A 23,348-nucleotide genomic window follows, 5' to 3' on the forward strand; every position below is an offset into this window, starting at 1 on the left:
GGCGCTTGAGCCAAAGGCAAAAGCCGTTGCGCTCCCAATAGAGGATTTTTACTCGATTACGGTGGCGATTCAGAAAAACGAAAAGCACGGGATCGAACACCGCGACCTTGATATCCAATTCGACGAGGGCGGACAGGCCGTCGATGGATTTTCGGAAGTCCACGGGTTTGGGGTACAGATAAACTTTTTCGACTTTGGCGTCGGGACGCATCATGGTTGCGGGCTCCTGAAAGAGATCAAGAGCACAGCATCAGGCTTCAACTGGCGGCTTTGAATGTGGGTACGGTGGATCGCTTACTGAATATCGCCAGCCACTAGATTTTTTCGCTTCGTCAGCCGGTACTGCTGTCCCACCCAGGCCATGACCCTTGCCTTCAAAAAACAGGAAGTAAGCATCGTCATAGCAGTAACCGATCAACTTGGGCCAATCAGAACTATGGGGCTGCTGTGAGAAAGCCAGATCAGGCATTGCGTTGCTTTATCGGCGTCATCCATCCAGGCCAATTCTTTCTTGTCTAACTCAGTCATTGTCCCTGCCGCGTCTGCGCGATAAAACATCAGCCAACCGTCTCGACCTTCGTTGACGATTAAATAGGTGCGCCCATGACCTTCGACGGTCAGCGACCAACAACCGAAGTAGGCTCGTTGATCCAAGTAATTAGTGATGGTGAACCCGGCACGTTGAACAGCGTTTTGCAGATCGAGGTAAGGCATTCGGGGGACTCCTGTCCGGGGTGAAAGCGCTGGTTGAAGGGCCAATAGGGGGCCGACTCATCAGGTTGTGGGTTCGGCCTAGGACGCGTCCACTGCAGGCTCATTATCCGGTTCGGCAAATTTCACCTTGAAGTAATCCAGCAGGTTCTTGCCTTTGGCGAAGGCCTTCCGGATTTCGGCGCTCTCCTTGAGCAACGCTTCGCTCGGCATAGCGTGTTGCTCGAGGGGGAGAGATCTTGACCATACCAGGACTTCTTTAGGGAAGGCGGCTTTGGGGCGGTTATTGATCCATGCTGCGATGTAACAAGGTATCGTCCAGCCACTGCAAAACTGAATTATCAAAAATCCCCAGACATACCGAAGGAATGAATGATGAGAACGGTATCCTTGTCTACACATATGGAAATACGCGACTGAGCCTGCTTCGAATTCATCTGATTGCCCCATGGGTAACGCTTGTGGCCCTTCCTCCATATAGACACGTATGGCCTCCCACTCAGCTATGGCTTGGTTTAGATTTCCACTTGGAACACTGACCCAAAGCACATCGCCATTTTTGTCGCGAAGTCCGATCATTAGTTTAAACTCGGGGATTACAGCGTATTGAGTGATCAGCTTGCTAGCTGAAACGCTCGCGATAACCTCTTCCCACGGCACATAACGAGGGGACATTCCCTTCTTGGGAACAAAAACAACTTCCCGACGCTGGCGATTGAAGCGTATGGGAGGTTGATTGCTGGCTTGGCGAATTGCAAAGAAAAATACGCAAAGGTAAAGAGTGGCAAGCGCTCCCACAAAGCCCCAAACCGCAATGCTTGTAAAGAAATCCAGCCAACTACTCCAAAACGGCTCTACATCTCTTCTTAGCCAAGACCCAAACCCCGTTGTAAAAAAAAGAAAAATCAACAGGAACATCACCGCCCCAATTCCTGCTCGGGCCATAAACTCAAAGCTTCCTCGAGAAATGGCAAAGTCTAAGAGAACTTCATTGGCATAGCGGTGCAGCTGGCGCGCACTGAAAGGCAGCACCCCGGTAGGGACCGGCATTGGTGATAAATAGACTGTCTCAGTACCCGGTTCTCTCTCGATATCGCCTGCCTTAGGCAACCGATCGTCTTTATTCTTCAAGGGACAGGACTCGTCAGGTGGTGGACTCGGGCTCTTGAGTGGGTTCTGCAAATTTCACCTTGAAGTAATCCAGCAGGTTCTGACCTTTGGCAAAGGCCTTCCGCATCTCGGCGCTTTCTTCGAGTAACGCTTCGCTCGGCATAGCGTATTGCTCGCTGGGGAGAGGTTTTGACCACTCTAGGACTTTTCTAGGGAATGCAGCTTTGGGGCGGTTGTTGACCGAACCAGAGATGTAGCACGGCAAAGTCCAACCGCTGAAAAACTGAATCGTTAAAAAGCCCCAGACGTAGCGTATCAAGGAGTGATCTGCGCGATAGCTGCGACGGCACAAATGGAAAAAATCGACAGTTCCTTCCTCAAGCTCATCTGATTGATCTGGGGGTAAAACACTCATCCCTTCCTCCATATATATACGAATTGCCTCCCACTCAGAAACAGCAAGACCCAAATTGCCACTGGGTATTACAGACCACAATACATCGCCGGTATTGGCATCTCTTAAGCCAATCAGTAATTTGTATTCAGGCATCACTGCATATTGAGTAATAAGTTTTCCCACCGATACGCAAGCAATGACATCCTCCCATGGAACAAAGCGCGGGGTGTCGCCTTTTTTTGGGATGAAAACGACTTCACGACGCTCTCGGTTGAAACGGATGGGTGGGTGAACGGATACTTGGCGGGCTGCCTGAAAGAAAAAATAAATATACGTTAAAGAGATCGCTCCGATAATCGACCACAGCACGGGGTTGAAGAAAAAACTCAACCAAGCACTAAGAAAAGGTTCTTGAAATCTTCTAATCCAAGAGGCGAAACCTGAAAAAAAGAATAATAATGTCACGATTAGCATTATCGAGCCGATGCCGGTTCGCGCCATAAACTCAAAATTACCTTGCCCTATAGCGAAGTCCAGAATAGTTTTATTTGCGTTACGATGCAGTTGGCGTGCGCTAATTGGAGGCATGCCCGTAGGCACTGGTTTTGGAGATAAGTACACTACCTCGGTGCCTGACTTTCTCTCAAAGTCACCCGCATGGGGTAACCGATCGTACTTGTTGTCAGGCATTTAGAGTCTCCGCCTTAATGTCGGTCAAATTTAAAGTTGTTCGATCAGTTCGGGCACTAAAACGACGCAAAAAAGGGTGGATTTATTTTCGTGATTGCGTGGAAAATAAATCTGTCCCCTTTGTTTGATGAGTTGATTTTGGGCTGAATATAGTTGCGAGCTTTAACTTACCTTTTTTAGGAACTCAATTTTTGCATCTGCAAAGCTCGAGAATTCTTTGAGGTCCTCCATTCGTCCTCGCTCAGAATAATAAACGACCCATTTTACACCATCAAAAATAATACAGATTCGCACATCCCTGTTAACCCCGATGGAGTAATAACCTTCAGGAACTCCCAGGATTTTTAATTCTTGAGCCAGCTCATTCAGGCTTGTAGTCTTGATATTTTCCACGAAACAACATCCTTCTGATGTGGCTCATTACCCTGCGTCAGGGTCGCCGGAGAACGGCGCACATTGTCAATTGAACTAAAAGGGGACAGATTTATTTTCGAGATTACGTAGAAAATAAATCCGTCCCCTTTTTTTCCGTCCCCTTTTTTTCGGCATGAGGTAGTCGATTATATTTATGCATCAAGGACGCGGCTCATCGTTTCCATTCAATTATTTATCGATTCTTCTGTCTTGATTTCATTTAGGTTCGCCTTGAAGTACGTCATGAAATCTTGTCCCTGAGCAAAAGCCTTTTCGATCTTGGCGCTTTGCTCTTTCAACTCATGGCTCGGCTTGGCCCACTGCTCAGTCGGTATAGATTTTGACCACTCAGCAATGGAATCAGGTAGAGATTTCATGCTGAAACGGTGGTCCCATTCAGCGACCCAGTACGGAAAGCGCCATAAAGTGATTACATGAGTGAAATACCACCAGCCAAGACCTAACGCGGAGCGCTCGTTGTGTTGGTACTCCTCAAGCATATCTCCGTGCTCTTTATCAAATGTATGGCGGCCTTCGTACGGTGCTTTACCGGGGCAGTGTTGTGGCCCTTTTTCCATGTAAACACGTATCGCCTCCCATTTACCCAAACCATGAACTGGAGTCATTACTCCCTGGTTCACAAAATGAACGGTATCAGTTTTAGGGTCGTCAAATGCCATGCCAAAGGTATAAGTACTCATGACGCCGACCCCAGTTACCCCCGTACTGACAGAAAGCCAGGACACCATTTCTTCCCACGGTTGGATGACCGGTTCGTCAGACCCATTAGCAAAAAAACAGACTTCGCGGCGTTGCCTATTGAAGCGTATAGGGCGGGTACGGACTTTGGCTAGAGTAGTGCTGATGACAACATAGAGTCCCAAAATTGTGGCTCCTGCTGCTCCCCAAGCGCCGATTGCAGCGCCGGTGGGGAAAAACTCTATGAAAATATGTGTAAATGTTCTGCCATAGGGATCACCAAAACTCATTAGCCCGGCGATGAAGGGGCCGATTATCAAACTCACAATCAGTATGAGCATGCTGCTTGCGATCATGACCCTAGTTTGGAATGCCTTATTGACGTTACTGCTACCTACGTCTAGGTAAGTGTCGTTGATATCAAGAAAGCTTCCCCCCAAATCCATTGGGATCTGGCCGGTAGGGACGGGTAGTGGCGAGAAAAACACTGCTTCGCCAGTAGTAAAACGTCGAGATTCGCCAGCGACGGGGCGCTGATGCTTGAGATTAAATTCATCGTTATTTGTTGATTTGGATGACATGTAATTCAACCGAAAAGTGGTGAGTCGGGCAGCTACAGGAAGTCGCTGTTGACCAATAGCCATGGGGCATCGGTTTTGCGCGACTTTAAAACAGAGACAGCTGAAAATAGCTTGCCATTTTGCGCGTTCAACGTCGTAGTTTCGAAGCGTTTCTCTCGGAAGGATTTATCGCCAGCAACGGGGTGATAGCGCAGGACGATAGCCAAACCATGTTGGGCGTTGGCTTCGTGTTGGAAAATGTCCATGCCTAATTTAAGCGGTTCATCCGGAGCACTGAGCAGGTTGAATTGATAAAGCAGCGGCTCGCTCCATGCCTCCCAATCATTTCGTTGGTGGTTTGTCAGCCAGTAAGCGCTCACGCCAAACTCTACATCATTTAGTTCTCGAGCCGTGATTCCCGGTATGCGCAGTACCGCCATAGCCTTGTTGTTTATCGTCTGCAACGCTACCTGCGGTGCTGCCGTTATGTCGGCAAGCAGCAGGCGCTCCTCAATCAGACTGCGGTTGGCGCTCTGCTTACCCCAAGGGCCTTTTTGCAACCAAGTATCCAAAGCTGTTTTGTTGTTTCGGTTGTACAGCCACTCTCCGCCCAATTGCAGACCAGTAAGCACCAGGCCAATCAAGTTGGCTTTGGCAGCAATGCTCAACAGTTGACCACCCGCTTTGACCCAAACCAGCGCACGTGCCTGACTTACGGTGGTAAACGCCTCATAAATGGATTGGCCACTCCTGGCGAAGGCCCATCCATTGAGCGCAAGTTGTCCAGAGTCTCCAGCTAATGTCATGCTGGCGCCTGTCAACTTGGCACCATTCCCTGAACGTAGCGCCTCTGTCCATTTGGCAGCCGATCCTTTTTCACCATACATACCTGTTCCTGCGGCAACTGCACTGAATATGTAGGCAAATGGGCTCAATGCTCCGGTGATTTTCCCTAGCTTAGCGGCCAATTTAATTTTGCCGGCGGCGCTTGTGTAATTTTTGATAGCGACAGAAAGACTTGTAATGGCAATACCCTGTGCAGCAGCCAAACCGCCTCCTACCGTAGAAAATAGGGCGTTAAAGAAAGATAGGGTATCTGCGCTATCCCACACTGCTTTAGAACGTGCTTCGATAAAAACCTGGCAGAAATTTATCGTTTGCATGACAAATGCAGCCGAAGCAAACACATCGCCGCCCACTGATTTGAAAACTTCTCCAGTCAAACCTTTATACGGACGCTTGAGCCGAAAGTCATCGGCCATCCGCTCAAACTCAAGCACCTGAGCATTGTTAAGCCCTTTGATCTTGAAGGCAGCCTTACCCGGTCCGTCACCAACAGGACTCATGGCCTGAGCTACCCGCCCTTCAAGTGGAGCGACAGTTTGTTGAATGGCTTTGCGGCGAGATACCAAGGTTTTGTAACCGCCTTTTGGTGACCGGCCTTTACGTTCATCAGCCAGGGTTTGCCGAATCTGATTTTTCAGCGAAGTCATTTGCTGGCGCAGATCTGTCAGTTTGGCCATATCAGCTTTGAACGCGGCAATTTGATTCGCAGAGGCAAATTCCAACGTAATACCGCCCTTACCAAAGGCACGAAGAACATCTATCCAGGCCGAGCCAGGAATTCGGCGCAATACTTTTGCTGGATCTAGCGGCTGGCCACTGCGTAGCGCTTGCATGGCCTCATCCAGCGCTCCTGCCAGGCGCAGTTGCTTTGCCGGCTCATACGCCGTGTTGCGCAACTGACCGAGTACAATGCCGTTTTCACTCAATTGCATTGCTGCTGCGAGATTCTGAGTGAGCAAATTGCCAAATTTTCCGCTGAGTGCTTGGGCACCCTGATAGTCGTCCTTGACCATATAGGTATCGCGCAGGGACTTGATGAAAGATGTGACCTTGGCGTGCATGTCCTTCTGATCAGTCAAGCTCAATGTGAAGAAGGTTGGTACGGTAAAACCCGGATGTTTCTCGATCAGATCGGCAAGCTTTTCAGTCGCTTTATCTGTCCGGCAAATGTCTCTCATACAGGCATATTCAGTAGCGAGAGTTGTGTCGAGTTGATCGCCAAATTTGGGGTCGAAATACCAGGCTGAGCGTTGGAAGCGTTCTTCACTGATCAGATTCGCGCGATCGTCACTGATCAGATCTAGACGTTTGTTCCAACGACTGAGTTGGGCGCGTTGCTGTTTCAGAAAGGCTTCCATAGCGGGCCGATCGATCAGATCGTTGATGCCCTGTTGTCCCATTTTCGCGCCGTCGAGCGCGTCATCCGCGTTGTCTTCGATGGTCTCGATCAGGTCTTCGTACTTGGAATGCAAAGGTCCAAGACTCGTACGCATCCGCGACTTTGAAGCTGCAATAGCCCCACGATGCGTACCGGCACCGGAATATTGGGTTTGATTTTTAACGTTGACGTAGTCAACGATCGATTGCCGCTGCTCTTCGCTTGTTTCGTCCTTGAGTTTGGCAAAACGAGGGTCGCCTTGGGCGGCATTCAGAATGGTTTCGCCGGTTACGGTGTACAACGATTCGATGTAGCAACCAAACACATACTTCTTTTGATTGGCTTCAGCGTCACTCCAGTTACTGATCCAGCCAGTGACCAAATCCTGATGCTCTGCGAGATCGCGGAGCACGCCCAAATCATCCTGTATGACCAAGTACAGATGGTCACACTCATTTTCTGCCTTGACTTGCTTTTTGAGCGCGCCCAACTGAGTTTTCTTGAAGTGCGACGCTTGCTCCCAGAGATAGTCCTGGCTTTCCTCTGGCTTGGCGCCCGTAACCGCCGGTTCCTTACTCGGCAGCTCCGCAACTTCCGCAATCCATTTTTCCGCCTGACTTGGCGTCAACAGATTAGCCGCGCCTTTCTCCGGATCAGCCTTGGTCAGGTCCACTGCCTGCATGAAGTATTCACGCTCGGATTTGTGCTTGATGACCTGCGCGCATTTGGCGGCGGTCCATTGCACTTCGGAGTAGTTGACGTAGAGCTTGCTCAAACGCGGGAAGACCAGCACGGCTTCGCCCACGTTGCTTTCGCGTTTGTTGGCGGTGATTTCGCCTTTTTCCCACAGCAGTTGGGTCACGATGCCGTTCTGGATTCGGTATTCGTGCATGACCGCTTGAGGTTTTTTGTCGACGATGACGTAGAGCCAGCCGTCGCGGATCAAGCGAATGCCCAGTGGGCGTGAAGTGGTTTTGTACGGCATCGCCAATGCGCTGGATGGGTCAAGTCGTTCGACCAGACCGTAGCGCAGAGGGATGAGCTGGATCTTGGCCTTCATCAGCGGGCAGCCGCCCAGGGCACACTTGCCGTCGTCCCGGCTTTTTGCAACGTTGTTCGGGCTTTTGCCGGTCGATGTGGGCGTTGTCATCCTTGGCTCCTTAACAGGGTTTCAGCCCGTTCCTGGGCAATATCAGCGACCTGTTCGAGTCGCTGAGCGGGCGTTTGTTCCGACGGGGTCTTGAGTATCGCATCCAGGTCCGGATGCTCCTCCAGCGCTCGCTCACCGAGAAACCCGTGAATGTTGGCATAGAGGGTGATGTCGAGCTCGGTGTTGAAGCCTCGATCATATGAAGTCGAAGCCAATGCATGCAGGTGTTCCCAGCGTTGCAGAGGCGTCGCTTGTGCCTGATAGGACGGAAAGAATTCGTGCATGTGTTCGTCGAGTCGCAGGACGATGCTGCGAAAATTCACTTCATCCAGTTGGCTGAGTTGCTCGTCGCTCAAGCGGTAGCGTTTGCTGTGGTTCGGCTCGATGGCTTTGCCGGGGCGCTGGTTGATGTGCCAGCAGCCCAGCGCCGCGTCGGCGCCGACGATCTGCGAGCAAGGGCCAAACAGGGTGGGGTCCTTGATGCTCTCGCTATAGTCGAGCAGCGCATGGGCCACGGCCGGATCAGCGACGCGTAGTAGCACTTCCTCACCCTGTGGGTGCATGACGCTGGTCAGCCAGCGGAAGTGCTCGACCATTTGTGCCCAGGGTTGATCGCTGAACACCAGGTAGCCCCACTCCTGGCGGGGCTCAGCCAGAAACTTTGCCAGGATGGGATTGTTCTGCGCTTTTATCTGAACCAGACACGGCGAAACGTCACCCAATTCAGCCCACGGGGTACCGAGGTAGAGTGGCTCGAAAACCGGATTATCCGACCATTGATAAAGGTGTTGAGGCAGTTTCTCGACGCTGACACCATCCAGTAGCAAACCGACGGTGCCATTCCACGGCAGGCCTTGAGGCAACCCATTTTCCAGCGGCCACTTGGACTTAAGCATTTTGCGCCTCCAGCTTGGCCTTCTCGCAGATCGCACAGATTGGCTTCTTCTGCATCAACGCTTGCCGCTGTGCGGGCACCAACAATTGCCCGGCCTTATCCGCATCTGCCTGTTTCAACGGCCCCGGCATCAATGGCGCAGCACCTGTCCCATTTCCCGGACTCCCACCGGAGTTCATATTGATCACCGGCCCACTCAGCGTCACGCCACCGCTGTCGATCTTGATGAAGCTGCCGCCGCCCTTTAGGGTCAGTTCGCTGCCGGCTTCGAGCACGACTTTCATGCCGCTGCTCAGGTGGATTTCCTGACCGGCTTCGATGAACTGGCCGGTGCCGACTTTGATGTGCTGGTTGACGCCCACAGTGAGATGGTCGTTGGCGCGCGTTTCGACTTTGCGGTCGGCGTAGACGGTGTGGTGTTCTTCGGCCTTGAATTCGCTGTAGCTGTTTTGCTCGACGGTGTCGTGGCGTTCGTTGCCGACGCGGATTTTCTGGTCGTGCTCGACGTTTTCGTCCCAGTCGCGTTGGGCGTGCAGGAAGATTTGTTCCTGGCCTTTCTTGTCTTCGATGCGCAGTTCGTTGTAACCGCCGCCACCGGGGGAACTCAGGGTTTTGAAGGTGCTGCGGGTTTTGTTCGCCGGCAGGGCGTACGGGACGACGTTTTCCTTGTGGTACAGGCAGCCGCTGATCAGCGGTTGGTCGGGGTCGCCTTCCAAAAACGAAACCAGCACTTCCATGCCGATCCGCGGGATAGCAATGCCGCCGTAGTGGGCGCCGGCCCAGGCGGAGGAGACGCGCAGCCAGCAGCTGGTCTTGTCGTCGGCCTGGCCTTCGCGGTCCCAGTGGAATTGCACTTTGACGCGGCCGTATTGGTCGCAGTGGATCTCTTCACCCTTTGGGCCGGTGACCACGGCGCTTTGGCTGCCGAGGATGCGCGGCTTTTTCTGGGTCAGCGGCGGGCGATTCGGCACGTCCCACGGGGTGGCCTGGAAGCGGTTGCGGTAGCCCTGGTGGAAATCGTCTTTCAGGTTAGTGGTGCTGCTGGTGACCGACTCTTCCAGCACTTGCGGCTGTTTGCCTTCGTGGAGGATTTCGGTCAGCAGCCACAGGTCATTCCATTTGGCTTTCGGGTGTTGGGTCAGGGCCAGGAAATGGCCGCTGACCAGCAACGGCTGATCGCTTTTGCCTTCGGCGAGCTGGAAGTCACTGCGGTGGCGTTCGAGGGCGCGTTTGGCCAGGTGCTTGCCGCGTTCGCGGTCGATGAAGCGGCCGGGGTAGTCGTAGTCTTCGAGGTCGGGCAGGGCGTCGCCACGGTTCTCGCTTTCCAGGGTCAGGCGTGGTTTTTCGAAGTCGTAGTCGCGGCGGGTGCTGCGGCTGGTGCGGGTTTCCAGGCGCAGGTCGAAGCGCTTGATCACCGGGTCGTTGGCGACCATGCCGGAGTCTTGCTGGTAGGCCACGGGTGCGAGTTTCGGGAACACCGTCTGGTCATCGCCGAACACCAGCTTGTGGGCCGTGGCGCTGTGCTGAAAGTGGTAGTGGATACCTTCTTCCTCGCACAGGCGCTGGATGAACTGCAGGTCCGATTCATCGTACTGAACGCAGTAAATGCGCTCGGGATAAATCGCCCCGACTTTGAATTCGTAGGCGTTGCTTTGGATGCCGTGCTCTTCGAGGACGCTGCCGATGATTTTCGGCACGTTAAGGTTCTGGAAGATGCGTTGGTTGGTGCGGTGCGCCAGGTAAGACAGGTGCGGGCGCAGGGTCACCGCGTAGCGGGTCAGGCGTTTGCCGGAATCACCCTGGGCGGCGCGATAGATCTGGCCATGAATGCCGCTGCCGTCAGGCGAGAGCTGCAAGAAGGCTGGTTTGTGCAGCAGCGTTTCGAGGTCCAGGGACGGCTGTTCACTGACCAGCTCCACCTCAAACACAAAAGGCTGGCTGATGGCTTCCCGACCTTGCAGGGAAAGAACCTGGAAGTCGCTGGAAAGACCTTCGATGGTCAGGGCAAAGTGAGTTTGATTGGCCGGCGCGAACATCCCTTGTTCCTCGTGCAGTGCTGCGGCGTTCGCCAAGACCGGAAAAAGGAATCAGCAGACGCAAAATTCTGGAAGGGCGAAAACAACATCGACCAGCAGAGCTGGCCGATGCTTGAGACGGTCGGCCTGAGTTAGGCGACCGGCTGACGCCAGTCATCGGAACCCGAAGTACCGGATACTTCGTGGGTCCAGGTGATTTTGCGGTAGGTGAATTGCACTTCTTCCAGGTGCGTGAAGTGCGAGTTCGACGGATCCTGGCAGTTGTGCATTTTGTTGTTGATGGCGACGATGATCGCGTCTTCCAGTTTGGTGGTGTAGTAGTGCTCTTGGGTACCTTGAGCCGAAGTGCGGTACCACTGGATAACGATTTCGCTCATGCGCTCGCCGGAGGTCAGAGCGGCTTGCAGCAGTGGCGAAGCCTTGTCGTAGACCTTGGTGATCACGACTGGCTTGTGAACGCGCTGACCGGTCGGTTGGCCGGACTGTGGGTCACGCGGGATGATCACGTCGTGGCTGAAAGCCTGAACCATGACCTGGTCTTCGTGACCTTCCTGGTAGGTGTTGCCAACCGAGTCGGCGGTGAATGCGCCGGCAGTGATCAGACCTTGTTTCTCGCCAGTGACGGACATGTACGCTGGTGTAGCCATGGATGTGCTCCTTGCTAAAAGTTAGGGTGCCCGGGAGGCGGTATCGCCCGGTGGGTGCCTGACTGTTATCAAGGTCCGTGCCAGAAACGGTTAATGCTATATAAATCAGCTGGTTGAGAGGTTTTTTAGGCCGCGTGGGGAATGTTCGGCAGCGATCGCCTGTGAATGTGCGCAAGAAGTTGCGCAGTACTGCGCAACTTCTTGCGCACTTGGCTGGGGCGCCTGACAGGCCGGGCGATCAGCCCCCCGGGATGGGCTTTCGCACCGTTGATTGCGCAACTTCTTGCGCATCAAGGCGCTTGGCCATCATCGGGTGACCAGTCGTCTCATTGGTCGAAAACCGGCAGCAGAAGCGCTAGGGTGACAGGTGAAACGAACACTGTAGCGTGGAGGTCAAACTCAGCGCCGAGATGAATGAACATCTGCGAACTCAAGGAGAACGACATGAAAATCCTGATGGTTCTAACGTCACACGATCAATTGGGTGACACGGGTAGGAAAACCGGCTTCTGGCTGGAGGAATTCGCCGCACCGTATTTCGCCTTCAAGGACGCCGGCGCTCAGTTGACCCTGGCCTCGCCCAAGGGAGGTCAACCACCGCTGGACCCAAAAAGCGACGAGCCCGACGCGCAAACCGCAGCCACCGAGCGCTTTCGCAAAGACTCCGCTGCCCAGTCCGCGTTGGCGTCTACCGCTCTGCTGAGCAGCGCGAGAGCTGAAGATTACGACGCGGTTTTCTATCCGGGCGGCCATGGCCCGCTGTGGGATTTGGCCGAAGACAAAATTTCGATCGCTCTGATCGAGGCGTTTTACAAGGCAGGCAAACCGGTCGCGGCCGTCTGCCACGCCCCGGGTGTGTTGCGTCACGTCAAGGGCGCGGACGGCCAGCCGCTGGTCAAAGGCAAGCGCGTGACGGGGTTTACCAACACTGAGGAAGAAGCTGTGCAACTGACGAAGGTTGTGCCGTTTTTGGTGGAGGACATGCTTAAGGAGAAGGGGGGTGTCTATTCCAAGGGGGCTGACTGGGCGAGTTATGTGCTCACTGATGGATTGCTGATCACCGGACAGAATCCGGCTTCCTCTGAAGCAGCGGCACAAGAACTGTTGGCGAAGCTCCACTAAATCTGACGTGTAGCAGCTGGCGCAGCCTGCGTCCGGCTGCGAAGCAGTCGTAAAACCGGCAAACACGGTGTGTCTGAAAGACCGCGGCGGCGGATACAACGACTGCTGCGCAGCCGAACGCAGGCTGCGCCAGCTGCTACAGGTTCGTGCTACGCCTCAGACTGCGAGGCTCGACGCGGCGAAACATTCCTCGATCGAGCGCCGCTGCGTCTCGGCATACAACGCCAACTCATCAATCGTCGATCGCCCCAGCGCCTTCTCGAACACCTGCCGGTTCGACTGCACGCCATAGTGGGTTTGCGCCGCATCCCCCAGGTTCGACTGAAAAATCCCCGCTGCGCTGACTGGCAGGAAATCTTCGTACACCAACGGTTCAACCCGCAAATACCCGCCGCTGAGCAGATCCTCCAGCGACCACGATTTCAACTCGTCGGCTCCCAACCCTTTTTCCGTGACGAAGTAGCGAAAGTACGCCAGTTCCTCTCGGCGCATGCCCTCAACGGTGTCAGGGAATTCTGCAAAGTGCTGCGCCATCAGCGCGTTGTAACGTGAGGCATTGGCCTCATTGGGGAAGTCTTTCAATTCATCCCGGGCAGCGTTGAGCAAACGGTCGTAAAGCGCCCGGCCCTTGGGGGTGAGCGCCGCGCCGCGTTGCTCGATTTCGCCGAAACGGGCGCTGTGGCTGCCACGATTCTCGGTTTGATCGGTGAAGGCGACAGGCTCGTCCAGGGCCTTGAAACTGGTCTGGCGCAGCAGGATCGGGCACTGACGGCGGGGTGGTCCTTCGATCACCGCTTTGGGGGTGATGCCGTGGGCAGGCATTTGCGCCTGGACGATGTCGATGTCCAGGGTGCGCGGCGTCAGGTGGTTGATATGCGGGCCGGTGAACGCCACCACGTCGGCGATCAGGCGATGCTGGGCGCTGAGCTTGCGGTACTGCTCGGCGGTCACGGTGGCGGTGTGGTGCCAGCGGAACGTTTCCAGCGCTTGCTCGACGAAGTTATGGGCCTCCTGTTCGGTGAGGCCGCCCTGGGTTTCGGCGCGGTCGATGAGGGTCAGTGCGGTGGGCGTGAAGATCGAACGCTTATCCAGCACCGATTGGGCGAACGCTCGCAGTTCCAGGTCTTCGATCAGTTCCAGGCGCAGCAGGGAGGTGAACACCCGGAACGGGCTGACCTGCAACGCCGCCTCATGCACCGCGCGAAAAGCCGTGGAGTGCACCGGCACGCCGGCCGGGGTCAGGTCGTAATAACCCACCGGTTGCATGCCCATCACCGCAAACAGCCGGGCGAGGGTGGCCAGTTCATCGGCGGTGCCGACTCGGATCGCGCCATGCCGCTCCAGGTCCAGGCGCTGGATTTCACCGGTACTGTTCAACTGTCGGGCGATCTGTGGATCGCTGTCCAGCACGTGACGGTTGGTCTGTTCCACCAGTTCCATCAGCGCGCCGTACAGCGGCACTTCTTCGCGGTACATGTCGGACATCGCTTTGGAGAAGCGTTGACGGATCAGATCAGGGCTGACGAAGTTCGGGTGACTCATAAAAAACTTCCTGGTGCGGTGACGTAAAGGATGCGGGAAAAGATCGCAGCCTTGCGCGGCGCCGACAAACGAAGAATCTTACGAACTTCATTCTGCAAAGGACTGCTGGTTGTAGCAGCTGCCGAGCCTGCGAGGCTGCGTTCGGCTGCGAAGCAGTCGTGAAATCAGCCACTGTGGTGTGTCAGGAGGAACGTGCATACAGGGTTTGCGACTGCTGCGCAGCCGAACGCAGCCTCGCAGGCTCGGCAGCTGCTACAGGAGCGCGGTGTTTGGCTGCTACACCGGAAGTTCAGAGCGTAGCGATGCCAAAAATTCCCGATACAACCGCGCCGTGTTCGTCGGTTGTTCCACCATCGGCATATGGCCGGTGTGGTCCCAGACTTCCACTCGCAGATCGGCGATGCCTTTGCTCCAGATCGCCACGCTGCTGACATCGATCAAGCGGTCCTTGTGTCCCCACAGCAACAGCGCCTGGCACTTGATGTCGGGCAGTTTCGGCTCCATCGGCGGGCTGGCACGGAAGTCGTTGAAGATTTCTTCCAGCTCATCGCGACTCTGTTCATAGCGTTGCGCGATGGCGTCCAGCACCACCTTGGGTACCCACGGCGGTTCGGCCATGGTCATGGCGTAGAAGCGCTGGAATTCTTCCCGTGAATGAATCAGGAACGGGTTGTGGCCCTTGGCCAAATGCCGCTCCAGGTCGCTGGCTTCGGGGGCGGTGACACCTGCCGGGTCGATCAGGGCCACCGAAACGATGCGGTCGGGGTACGTGGCCGCCAGCCATGCTGCCATGTAACCGCCCATCGAGTTGCCGATCACGTGGACTTTCTCGACGCCGCAGACATCGAGCAACTGGATCATCCGCTTGGCCTGCAAGGGAATGTCGTAGCCGCCGCCCGCCTTGAAGCCGGTTTCGCCATGGCCGGCGATGTCGGGGATGATCACCCGATAGTTGCCGACAAAGTGCCGGGCAAAACGCAGCCAGATATTTTTGTCGGCGCTATAGCCATGGAGCATCAGCACGCTGCTGGACGCTTCGTACGGCCCGCCTTGCCAGGTCGAAACAGTCATTTCGGCGATCGGCACGACAATTTTGTGCAGTCCATACAGCTTCGCCTCTACAGACATGTTCAAGTCATAGAGCCAATAACCGATGGCCGGGTAACTCAACCAGCTCCAGGCCGCGAAAACTGCGAGTGCGACAACCAACAAAAGCATCAGGCATCTTCCTTCTACGTGATCAGGACAGAATGTGATCGGCGGGTTTCAGCGCTCTGGTCAACCGGTGATAGCTGAAACTGAACCCCGGAAACATCGCAATCACATGACCGCTCTTGCTTTGATACCAACTGTGGCAACCCCCGGACTTCCATACCGTGCGTTGCATCTCCCGGTGAATCATTTCAGTGTAGGTACGTTCTGCTTCGGGGCGTACTTCGATGCTGCGCAAACCCTGTTCTTTTAACGTGCGGATGCAATCGAGAATGTAGTTCATCTGAGACTCGATGATGAACAGCGCCGAGGTGTGGCCGATGCCCGTGTTGGGGCCGGTAACGATGAACAGGTTGGGGAAGTCCGGCAGGCTGGTGCCGAGATAGGCCCGCGGGTACTGGGCCCAAAAATCGCTGAGTTGTGTGCCGTTTTTGCCGGTGACCGGGTAGGAAATCACCCCGTCGGTGGCGTCGTAACCGGTGGACCAGACGATCAGGTCCAGGTCGATGTGTTGGCCGTCCAGGGTGACGATGCCGGTTTCATCGATGGCGGCGATGCCTTGTTCGCGACTGTGTAGCGTCACATTACTGCGACCGAGTGCCGGGTACAGGGTGCTTGAGATGATTATCCGTTTGCAGCCGATTGCGTAATCCGGCGTCAGTTTTCGCCTTAGTTCCGGATCGGGCACTTGCCGTTTGAGAAAGCGCAGGGCGTGTTGCTGAACCAGACGGATTGCCGGCCGTGAGTATTTGAAGGCAATCACCCGGGTTTCAAACTGCCAGTAGATCATCCAGCGCAATAACTTAAAGGCCGGTTTGAGCCCCAGCAACCAACGCTGGAAAGGCCCAAAGGCGCGGTCGGCCCGAGGCAATACCCAGTGCGGCGTGCGCTGGAACACATGCAAATGCTCGACGTCCGGGGCAATCGTCGGAATAACCTGGGCCGCGCTGGCACCGCTGCCAACGATGGCCACGCGTTTTTGCCGGTAATCGTAGGTGTGATCCCAATTATTGGTGTGAAAAGTCTTGCCCTGAAACCGCTCCTGGCCCTCGAAGTGTGGAATCACGGGTTGGCTAAGCGGCCCGGTGGCGTTGATCAGGAACTGCGCATGGAATGTGCCTTTGCTGGCGGTGTGCACCGCCCAGCGTTTGCCGTCGTCGTCCCATTCGATGCGCTCGACATTGGCCTGCAGTTCCACCTTGTCTCGCAGGCCGAAGTGCTCCACCACGTACTGGGTGTAGTGGTGCAGTTCGGCCTGCTCGGCGAACATTTGCGTCCAGCGGTAGGGGGCGAAGGACAGCGAATAGAGCGGCGAGGGCACGTCGACCGCGGCACCGGGGTAGGTGTTTTGGCACCAGGTGCCGCCGAAAAAGTCCCGTCGTTCCAGCAGGCGGAAATTGCCGATGCCTGCCTTGAGCAAATTGATCGCCGCGCACTGGCCGCCAAAACCGCTGCCGATGATCAACACTTGAAAGGTTTGCATGGGTCTCCTTTTTTATCGTTATTGATCGAACCCTCCTTTCATTTATAGCCAATCATTGAGCGCTCGCCTCGTGGCTATGCCTTGGTATTCAGACCGCCAGCCGGTGATGGCTATTTGCCGTTGCCCTGATAGACTCTCACCACACTTGAAACCCTGTGTTTTCAGGTTCCGTTCTGTGGCGCAGAGGCTCCTATGGGAAAAACGGGAGGAAAAGGACTTTCACTGGCCAGGAGGCTCTATACATCGCGAACCCTGGGTTTGGCTTTGGGGCTGTTGCTCGTGAGCGCGGCGATGTATCCACTCAACCCTGCACCGTGGATCTGGGTGGCGATGCTGTTCAACGGCGTACTCTGGCCGCACCTGGCTTATCAATGGGCGCGCCGCGCGCCAGTGCCTTATCACGCCGAACACCGCAACCTGCTGGTGGACGCCTTTCTCGGCGGCTTTTGGGTCGCAGCCATGCACTTCAATCCGCTGCCCAGCGCGACGACCCTTGCCATGATGGCGATGAACAATGTGGCCATTGGCGGTTTGCGTTTCCTGTTGGCGGGAACCGTGGCGCAGATTCTCGGGATGGGCGTCGGACTGCTGATTTTCTCCCCCGCCTTCGTCCCGCAAACCAGCCAACTGCAGATGTATGCCTGTTTGCCCTTGATGTGTTTGTATCCGCTGGCATTGGGCTGGATCTGCTTCCGCCAGGCCTACACCCTCGGCCGACAAAAGCGTGAATTGCTGGCCCTGAGCCGCACCGACAGCCTCACCGGCCTGCTGAACCACGGCGCCTGGAAGGATCAACTGGAGATCGAATTCCAGCGTTGCAAACGTCAGCAGCAGGGCGGGGCGATTGCCCTGATCGACATCGACCATTTCAAATCCATCAACGACACCTACGGCCACGTTGCCGGGGACATCGTGCTGCGTCAGTTGAGCAAAATGCTCAAGCAGAACCTGCGCGCGGCGGATGTTGCCGGGCGCTACGGTGGCGACGAGTTCTGCGTGATTCTCCCGGACCTTCCGCTCAGGAGCGCTGCGGTTGCCATGGATGCCCTGCGTGATCGCTTCGCCACCTTGGGCTATGAGCAGAGCCCGGCGCTGACAGTCAGCCTGAGCATCGGCCTGGCCGCCTTCAACCCGGCACACACCGACGCAACCCTGTGGCTCAACGACGCCGACCAGGCGCTCTACGAAGCCAAAGCCACCGGTCGCAACCGCGTCATCTGTTGCGGCGATGGCGAACCGCATCATCAACTACTTGATTCGGTGTGAACCGTGATCGTTCCCACGCTCCTGCGTGGGAATGCAGCCATGGACGCTCCGCGTCCGCTCTTCGCGTTGCAAGTGTCGCATTCGGTCTAGAGCCTTGCGCCGTAGTCAGGTAGGGTGTTTTTCACCCCCGACACGAAACAAGGATCGATTCATGACGTTCAATCTCCCTCGCTCCCTGCTGGCCACCAGCCTTGGCCTGACCCTCGTCCTCGGCGCTTTTGCTCCCGCCGCCTTCGCCGAACCGCACAAACAAGTCCTCGCCGATTCCGAACAGTACAAGGGCGAAGCCCTGAAGTTACTCGAACGTTTGGTGAACATTGACTCCGGTTCCGGCTATGAACCGGGCCTGACGAAAGTCAGCGACATCGCCATCGACGAACTGAAAAAACTCGGCGCGACCATCGAGCTTGTGCCCAATACCCCGGACAAAAGCAGCCATGTGATCGCGACGCTGAAAGGCACCGGCAAGGCGAAAATCCTGCTGATGGCGCACATGGACACCGTCTTCAAGGAAGGTTCCGCCGCCGAACGTCCGTTCCACATCAAGGACGGCCGCGCCTATGGGCCGGGCGTGATGGATGACAAGGGCGGCATCGTTGCCGGGATCTATGCGCTGAAAGTCCTGAAAAATCTCGACTTCAAGGACTACGCGCAAATCACTTTCCTGCTCGACGCCAGCGAAGAAACCGGCTCGGACATCGCCACCGACCTGATCAAGAAAACCGCCAAGGCCCACGACGTCACCCTCAACCTCGAACCGGGCCGCCCGGCAGATGGCCTGGTGGTGTGGCGCAAAGGCAGTGCCACCGCCGTGGTCGAGGTCAAGGGCAAGGCAGCTCATGCCGGTGTCGCGCCAGAGCTGGGACGCAACGCCGCCATGGAAGCGGCGCACCAGATTTTGCAGCTCGGCAAACTGGGCGACGCGGAGAAGAAAACCACCATCAACTTCACCGTGCTCAAGGCTGGCGACCGCACCAACGTGATTCCGGATCAAGCCACCGCCAAGGCAGACGTGCGGGCGGCGGTGCCGGAAGAGTTTGACCGGATCGAGAAGGACCTGGCGCGGGTTTCGAAAGACAAGCTGATTGCTGACACAGAAGTCACCACCACACTTCAGCGCGGATTGCCGCCGATGCCGCAAACGCCGGAATCGGATCGGTTGATGGCCATGGCTCAGGGGATTTACGGGGAAATTGACCGCAAGTTGACGGAAGAAGGTAGCGGTGGGGCGGCGGATGCCAGCCTGTCAGCGGGTGTGGGTACACCGACGCTGGATGGGTTCGGGATTGTTGGCGGCAATATTCATACGCCGGAGGAATACGCGGAGGTTGAGAGTGTGGCGCCGCGGATTTATTTGTTGTCGCGGATGATTATGGAGTTGGCTAAAGCTCATTGAATTGAGTGCGGTTTTGAGGGGGGTGGTGGGTCAGTTGGATCGCCCCCTCACCCTAACCCTCCCGAAACGTCGGACCGCCCCAGAGGGGCGAGGGGACTGACCGAGTTGTTTTGGCTATTTACTGCGACCTGAGAGATTGAGTCGAACTTGGATTCGGCCAACAGCAAAGCACTTAAAAATCGCATTCAATTCGGTCGTTCACGTCGCCGGATTCCTCAAGAAACCCACGGTCAGTCCCCTCTACCCCCTGGGGAGAGGGTTAGGGTGAGGGGTGTTTCTCAAGCCGGACACCGCCGTCAAAACCACCCCACAACTTTCCAAGACGTTTCCCACAGAACTGCTCATTGCAGTGCTGCAAGTTGGCCCTTTATGATCTCGGCTCGCGGTCAATCCCGCGACGATTTTGGCCGGTCGAATCCCTGAAGTCCTTATTTATCAGGAGATGTTTCCATGTTCGACCAAGTCATGCCCCGTTACCTCCCCATTGACACCTACGACGCCGAAACCCCGGTGCTCTTCATCAACACCCACAAAGAACTCAGCGACATCGCCGCTTGCGCTGCGCATCGCTTTACCGTGGTTCGCGATCTGGCGGACACCTTGACCAGCCTGAACCTCAAAGACATTTCCGATTGCGACCTGACGCGCGTTACCCGGGCGGTTCATCTGCTGATGCGTGAAGGCTGCGCGATGCTGAATGTGGTTCAGGCGCGGGCGTTGCAGCGGGAGGTGGAGTTCAAAACCGCGAAGTAGGCAAGATCAAAAGATCGCAGCCTGCGGCAGCTCCTACAGGGCGTACGCCATCTCAATGTAGGAGCTGCCGCAGGCTGCGATCTTTTCGGTGGTATCTGTTATTCCTTCACGCTCATAAACTCTTCCGCCCAACGGATGTATTCCTCAGGCTGCGTATAAGTGTGGGTCAACTCGGTAGCGCTCAGGTCTGACGCCTGAGTAAAGAACTGCCGTTGTTCCCGCAGGCTGTCATACGTGGCCTTGATCGCGGCGAAGTAGGCGCCGTGTCCATCGATGGTGACCCGCACGCCGAGTTCGGCCAGGCGTTTGTCGTCGCGCAGCAACGGGTTGCCGTAGGTGACCAGCATCAGCGGTACGTTCAGGTGCTCGGCGATTTGTTCGAGGTGGTCGAAGTCCCGCACGCCCACCATGCAAATCCCGTCGGCACCGGCCTGCTGGTAATGACAGGTACGGCTGATGACTTCCTGCACCGGCAGAATCCCGGCGTTGGTGCGGGCGATGATTGCCATTTCCGAATCGACCCGGGCTTCCAGTGCCGCTCGAATCTTGCCGACGCCTTCCGCCACCCCGATCAGGTCGGTGGACTTGCGGCCGAACTGGGCGGGCAGCAACGTGTCTTCGATGGTAAGGGCGGCCACACCGGCACGTTCGAGTTCGACGATGGTGCGCATGACGTTGAGCGCGTTGCCGTAGCCGTGGTCGGCGTCGGCGATGACCGGTAATTGGGCAACACGGCCAATGCGAGTGGCCTGTTCAGCGAACTCGCTGAGGGTGATCAAGGCAAAGTCGGGGGCGCCCAGTACCTGCAACGATGCGACCGAACCGCCCAGGATCCCTACTTCAAAACCCAGATCCGCGGCAATGCGGGCCGACATCGGGTCGAAGACCGACGCCGTGTGATAGCAGGTGTTGGAAGCGAACAGCTCGCGAAAGTTACGGCGTAAATCTTGATGAGAAAGCCTGGACATATGAGTTCCACCACTGCAATGGGAATGGAAGGGCTTGAGCAAAAGTGTCAACGCCGAAGGAACAAAAGGCTATCACGCGGGAGGGGGGAGAATGATGACGAATTTGCAGAAGCCAGCGGTTGATAGCTGGGCGATACATCTTGGTGAAAAAAAGGCTGCAAACCTTGTCAGTCTGCAGCCTTGTTAGTGCACTCAATGAGAGCGGTTTCAGCCTTGAGCCGGCACCCCCCAGATTTTCTTGATTTCGTGGATATTACCCACGTTGTAACGAGGCATGAAGCCGGCGGAGCATGGTTCTACCGACGTTGTCTTGACCGGCGTGTTGATGACATTGGCTCCAGCGCGCAGAAGCGGAGTTTCGTTCCAGTTGTTCATTGGCTTGTTCATATTGATTTTCCTTTTTTAGATTAATGGGGGTAGCCGATTGCTACCCGCCTTGAAGCAGTGACAGTGTCCGTTCAAAGAACGCTGTTTCCTGCTCAGCAATACCGGGGTAAGTCGGTATATAGTTTTCGTCGAAGCACCAGGCTTCTTCGGTTATATCCGATCGCTGAGGGTGAATAAGCAAACTCAGGGATGCGGACATTGTTCTGGGTGGAAGTTGTTTATGTATTTCCTGTAGTGGGAGCATGTGCAAAACTTCGCCGGGTGCGAGTTTAAGTACACGCTCTTCACTGAGTGCGGGTATGGCGCCGGCTTGTATCGGTGTGTTATCAAGTGTTTTTCGTGTGACAGTTGTGTACCCGTCGCCGCTATAACCCACGGCATAGATTTCAAAGTCGTGAGTGTGATTTAGGTCGTAGATGAACGTTTCACTTTCGTCTTGTGCCGTTACCGGAGACCAGAATCCAAGGCGAACGGTAAACATATCATTGTAGGCCAGTATAAAAGCATAAGCACTGTAGAGACTGTTACTGGTACTAAACCCGTCTCTCTGGATAGTGGCGTAAAGGTGCTCGCTCAGCAACGTTCGATTGGTTGCCAGTTGACGCAGATCTTCTATGATTCTTGGCTTGTCTCGCTCAAGATCGTAAGTTGTCATACGCTCAATGAATGCCTCCAGTTTCATGCCGCCTCACTTTGCTGGTCGAGTAAATGGTTCAGCCGACTGTTTTGCAGTTTTCTCAACAGCGGCACGTAATTCAGTGCGGCCTGCGGATTGGTTTGCTGAATCAATTGAAACGCTTTCCACGCAACGGCAGGGTGGTAGTGATATACAAGTTCTTCGGCCACTTTTCTGGCCTCGGGATCCTGTGCAGCTTCAAGTAATTCGAGGCTCACCAGGTAACGGGCGGCGCTATCGTCATGGGGAAACCAGGCGATTTTGCGCAATGAGGTGCGATCAAATACACCAATGTCTGCGCCCCTGTCGGGCAGGTTGATGCTGCCGATAAATGCCGTATGCCCGGTGCCCATCGGATTGCTGTCGAACAGGACCTTTGAACCGTCAATGAACAATGGATTGTCGGCGTCGACGATGATCTGCTGCCTGAGTGTCAGGTGGTTATCTTGCACCGCGTAAAGCTGAACGGGGAATGATTGATTGTTGATGGCGAACAAAATACTGTTCCCTGGAACGGTGTAGAGCAACTGTGATGCGGGGGCACTGTCAGGTGCCTTGAGGCTGATGTTGCCACTTTCGTTGCAGTGCAGCAGCAATGTTCTGGTATGGATGTTCGTTAACTTCATGATCTCGGCAGCTTGAGAAACGGCATGGGTGCGTGCGGTGTCTTCGCGCACCCTGCTGACCAGTTTATTAATGTCGGAGGTGATGTCGATGGTTTTGATAATGGTCATAAGCCGGGTTGGCGATAGGTCAGCGTTTAAAAGTGTTTCGATCATGAGGGACTCTGGTTTGCATTTGTCGAGGTGGGGTAAATATTAGTCGGCGTGTATCGTGGGTGATGGTTTGTCGTGTTAATTAAATTTTTAATTGTCGGTGGGAGATGTTTTGTAGAAAATTAATGCGGGTTTCAATATTGGATGTTTGAGAAAAAAAGAGATGCCGGGGTGGTTCTTTTTGCGTTTTTCATGACTAAATCGTTTCTTGTGGGCGGTTTATGTTTTGGAGTA

General features: G+C 55.3%; 21 protein-coding genes. 4 read left to right on the forward strand and 17 right to left on the reverse strand.

Annotated features, from left to right (window positions below):
* From tnpB to EAH74_RS25830, 10 genes are all read right to left on the reverse strand, one after another.
* Window positions 1-214: IS66 family insertion sequence element accessory protein TnpB (gene tnpB, locus EAH74_RS25785; RefSeq protein ID WP_240050561.1), on the reverse strand; the 214-nt coding region annotated here is incomplete at its 3' end.
* A 200-nt stretch (window positions 215-414) separates the two neighbouring features.
* Window positions 415-714 (reverse strand): hypothetical protein, encoded by a 300-nt coding sequence (locus tag EAH74_RS25790; RefSeq protein WP_170206635.1) that lies wholly within the window; start codon window positions 712-714, stop codon window positions 415-417.
* 78 nt (window positions 715-792) lie between these two features.
* A complete protein-coding gene (locus tag EAH74_RS33435; RefSeq protein ID WP_240050562.1) occupies window positions 793-1,842 on the reverse strand; it encodes a DUF6708 domain-containing protein in 1,050 nt (349 codons plus the stop codon).
* A gap of 13 nt (window positions 1,843-1,855) precedes the next feature.
* A complete protein-coding gene (locus tag EAH74_RS33440; RefSeq protein WP_240050563.1) occupies window positions 1,856-2,908 on the reverse strand; it encodes a DUF6708 domain-containing protein in 1,053 nt (350 codons plus the stop codon).
* A gap of 162 nt (window positions 2,909-3,070) precedes the next feature.
* Complete coding sequence (locus EAH74_RS25805) at window positions 3,071-3,301, reverse strand: hypothetical protein (protein ID WP_140682062.1); 231 nt, start codon at window positions 3,299-3,301, stop codon at window positions 3,071-3,073.
* 206 nt (window positions 3,302-3,507) lie between these two features.
* Window positions 3,508-4,665, reverse strand: a complete 1,158-nt coding sequence (locus tag EAH74_RS25810; RefSeq protein WP_345789609.1) for a DUF6708 domain-containing protein — start codon at window positions 4,663-4,665, stop codon at window positions 3,508-3,510.
* Window positions 4,635-7,955: a toxin VasX gene (locus EAH74_RS25815; RefSeq protein WP_140682064.1), complete on the reverse strand. Its 3,321-nt coding sequence runs from the start codon at window positions 7,953-7,955 to the stop codon at window positions 4,635-4,637. The genes EAH74_RS25810 and EAH74_RS25815 overlap by 31 nt, the downstream gene beginning before the upstream one ends.
* Window positions 7,952-8,851, reverse strand: a complete 900-nt coding sequence (locus tag EAH74_RS25820) for a DUF4123 domain-containing protein (RefSeq protein WP_140682066.1) — start codon at window positions 8,849-8,851, stop codon at window positions 7,952-7,954. Before EAH74_RS25820 ends, EAH74_RS25815 begins: the two co-directional genes overlap by 4 nt.
* Window positions 8,844-10,886, reverse strand: a complete 2,043-nt coding sequence (tssI, locus tag EAH74_RS25825; protein WP_140682068.1) for a type VI secretion system tip protein TssI/VgrG — start codon at window positions 10,884-10,886, stop codon at window positions 8,844-8,846. The genes EAH74_RS25820 and tssI overlap by 8 nt, the downstream gene beginning before the upstream one ends.
* A gap of 131 nt (window positions 10,887-11,017) precedes the next feature.
* Window positions 11,018-11,533: an Hcp family type VI secretion system effector gene (locus tag EAH74_RS25830; protein WP_054051032.1), complete on the reverse strand. Its 516-nt coding sequence runs from the start codon at window positions 11,531-11,533 to the stop codon at window positions 11,018-11,020.
* Between the two features lie 444 nt (window positions 11,534-11,977).
* Between EAH74_RS25830 and EAH74_RS25835 the strand changes: the two genes are divergently transcribed.
* On the forward strand, window positions 11,978-12,655 hold the full coding sequence (locus EAH74_RS25835; RefSeq protein ID WP_140682070.1) for a type 1 glutamine amidotransferase domain-containing protein: 678 nt from the start codon (window positions 11,978-11,980) through the stop codon (window positions 12,653-12,655).
* A gap of 156 nt (window positions 12,656-12,811) precedes the next feature.
* Here EAH74_RS25835 and hglS read toward each other — a convergent pair whose 3' ends face one another.
* The 3 genes from hglS to EAH74_RS25855 form a co-directional block, all read right to left on the reverse strand.
* On the reverse strand, window positions 12,812-14,197 hold the full coding sequence (hglS, locus tag EAH74_RS25840; RefSeq protein WP_140682072.1) for a 2-oxoadipate dioxygenase/decarboxylase HglS: 1,386 nt from the start codon (window positions 14,195-14,197) through the stop codon (window positions 12,812-12,814).
* Between the two features lie 276 nt (window positions 14,198-14,473).
* A complete protein-coding gene (locus EAH74_RS25850) occupies window positions 14,474-15,415 on the reverse strand; it encodes an alpha/beta fold hydrolase (RefSeq protein WP_140682074.1) in 942 nt (313 codons plus the stop codon).
* 22 nt (window positions 15,416-15,437) lie between these two features.
* Complete coding sequence (locus EAH74_RS25855; RefSeq protein ID WP_140682076.1) at window positions 15,438-16,892, reverse strand: flavin-containing monooxygenase; 1,455 nt, start codon at window positions 16,890-16,892, stop codon at window positions 15,438-15,440.
* 192 nt (window positions 16,893-17,084) lie between these two features.
* Here EAH74_RS25855 and EAH74_RS25860 point away from each other — a divergent pair, with 192 nt between their 5' ends.
* The 3 genes from EAH74_RS25860 (at window position 17,085) to EAH74_RS25870 (ending at window position 20,307) form a co-directional block, all read left to right on the forward strand.
* Complete coding sequence (locus tag EAH74_RS25860; protein ID WP_140682078.1) at window positions 17,085-18,158, forward strand: diguanylate cyclase; 1,074 nt, start codon at window positions 17,085-17,087, stop codon at window positions 18,156-18,158.
* Window positions 18,159-18,309: 151 nt separating this feature from the next.
* Window positions 18,310-19,554: a M20/M25/M40 family metallo-hydrolase gene (locus tag EAH74_RS25865; RefSeq protein WP_140682080.1), complete on the forward strand. Its 1,245-nt coding sequence runs from the start codon at window positions 18,310-18,312 to the stop codon at window positions 19,552-19,554.
* A gap of 450 nt (window positions 19,555-20,004) precedes the next feature.
* Window positions 20,005-20,307, forward strand: a complete 303-nt coding sequence (locus EAH74_RS25870) for a hypothetical protein (protein WP_134104110.1) — start codon at window positions 20,005-20,007, stop codon at window positions 20,305-20,307.
* Window positions 20,308-20,405: 98 nt separating this feature from the next.
* Here the strand turns inward: EAH74_RS25870 and EAH74_RS25875 are convergent, their stop codons facing one another.
* The 4 genes from EAH74_RS25875 to EAH74_RS25890 form a co-directional block, all read right to left on the reverse strand.
* Window positions 20,406-21,275: an isocitrate lyase/PEP mutase family protein gene (locus EAH74_RS25875; RefSeq protein WP_140682082.1), complete on the reverse strand. Its 870-nt coding sequence runs from the start codon at window positions 21,273-21,275 to the stop codon at window positions 20,406-20,408.
* A gap of 207 nt (window positions 21,276-21,482) precedes the next feature.
* Entirely contained in the window at window positions 21,483-21,662 is a 180-nt protein-coding gene (locus tag EAH74_RS25880) for a hypothetical protein (RefSeq protein ID WP_123367286.1), read from the reverse strand.
* A gap of 40 nt (window positions 21,663-21,702) precedes the next feature.
* The gene (locus tag EAH74_RS25885) at window positions 21,703-22,344 is read right to left on the reverse strand and encodes a transposase (protein ID WP_140682084.1); all 642 of its coding nucleotides are present in this window, start codon (window positions 22,342-22,344) and stop codon (window positions 21,703-21,705) included.
* A complete protein-coding gene (locus EAH74_RS25890) occupies window positions 22,341-23,117 on the reverse strand; it encodes a hypothetical protein (protein ID WP_140682086.1) in 777 nt (258 codons plus the stop codon). The genes EAH74_RS25885 and EAH74_RS25890 overlap by 4 nt, the downstream gene beginning before the upstream one ends.
* Between the last annotated feature and the right edge of the window lie 231 nt (window positions 23,118-23,348).

Source organism: Pseudomonas mandelii (genome assembly GCF_006438925.1).
In the GTDB taxonomy this organism is placed as follows: Bacteria; Pseudomonadota; Gammaproteobacteria; order Pseudomonadales; family Pseudomonadaceae; genus Aquipseudomonas; species Aquipseudomonas mandelii_C.

Bases quoted from the DNA above. Each gene is read 5' to 3' on its own strand.
- EAH74_RS25790 (WP_170206635.1), bottom strand. From the start codon at position 714: ATGCCTTACCTCGATCTGCAAAACGCTGTTCAACGTGCCGGGTTCACC.
- EAH74_RS33440 (WP_240050563.1), bottom strand. From the start codon at position 2,908: ATGCCTGACAACAAGTACGATCGGTTACCCCATGCGGGTGACTTTGAG.
- EAH74_RS25810 (WP_345789609.1), bottom strand. From the start codon at position 4,665: ATGGCTATTGGTCAACAGCGACTTCCTGTAGCTGCCCGACTCACCACT.
- EAH74_RS25815 (WP_140682064.1), bottom strand. From the start codon at position 7,955: ATGACAACGCCCACATCGACCGGCAAAAGCCCGAACAACGTTGCAAAA.
- EAH74_RS25820 (WP_140682066.1), bottom strand. From the start codon at position 8,851: ATGCTTAAGTCCAAGTGGCCGCTGGAAAATGGGTTGCCTCAAGGCCTG.
- tssI (WP_140682068.1), bottom strand. From the start codon at position 10,886: ATGTTCGCGCCGGCCAATCAAACTCACTTTGCCCTGACCATCGAAGGT.
- EAH74_RS25830 (WP_054051032.1), bottom strand. From the start codon at position 11,533: ATGGCTACACCAGCGTACATGTCCGTCACTGGCGAGAAACAAGGTCTG.
- EAH74_RS25835 (WP_140682070.1), top strand. From the start codon at position 11,978: ATGAAAATCCTGATGGTTCTAACGTCACACGATCAATTGGGTGACACG.
- hglS (WP_140682072.1), bottom strand. From the start codon at position 14,197: ATGAGTCACCCGAACTTCGTCAGCCCTGATCTGATCCGTCAACGCTTC.
- EAH74_RS25850 (WP_140682074.1), bottom strand. From the start codon at position 15,415: ATGCTTTTGTTGGTTGTCGCACTCGCAGTTTTCGCGGCCTGGAGCTGG.
- EAH74_RS25855 (WP_140682076.1), bottom strand. From the start codon at position 16,892: ATGCAAACCTTTCAAGTGTTGATCATCGGCAGCGGTTTTGGCGGCCAG.
- EAH74_RS25860 (WP_140682078.1), top strand. From the start codon at position 17,085: ATGGGAAAAACGGGAGGAAAAGGACTTTCACTGGCCAGGAGGCTCTAT.
- EAH74_RS25865 (WP_140682080.1), top strand. From the start codon at position 18,310: ATGACGTTCAATCTCCCTCGCTCCCTGCTGGCCACCAGCCTTGGCCTG.
- EAH74_RS25870 (WP_134104110.1), top strand. From the start codon at position 20,005: ATGTTCGACCAAGTCATGCCCCGTTACCTCCCCATTGACACCTACGAC.
- EAH74_RS25875 (WP_140682082.1), bottom strand. From the start codon at position 21,275: ATGTCCAGGCTTTCTCATCAAGATTTACGCCGTAACTTTCGCGAGCTG.
- EAH74_RS25880 (WP_123367286.1), bottom strand. From the start codon at position 21,662: ATGAACAAGCCAATGAACAACTGGAACGAAACTCCGCTTCTGCGCGCT.
- EAH74_RS25885 (WP_140682084.1), bottom strand. From the start codon at position 22,344: ATGAAACTGGAGGCATTCATTGAGCGTATGACAACTTACGATCTTGAG.
- EAH74_RS25890 (WP_140682086.1), bottom strand. From the start codon at position 23,117: ATGATCGAAACACTTTTAAACGCTGACCTATCGCCAACCCGGCTTATG.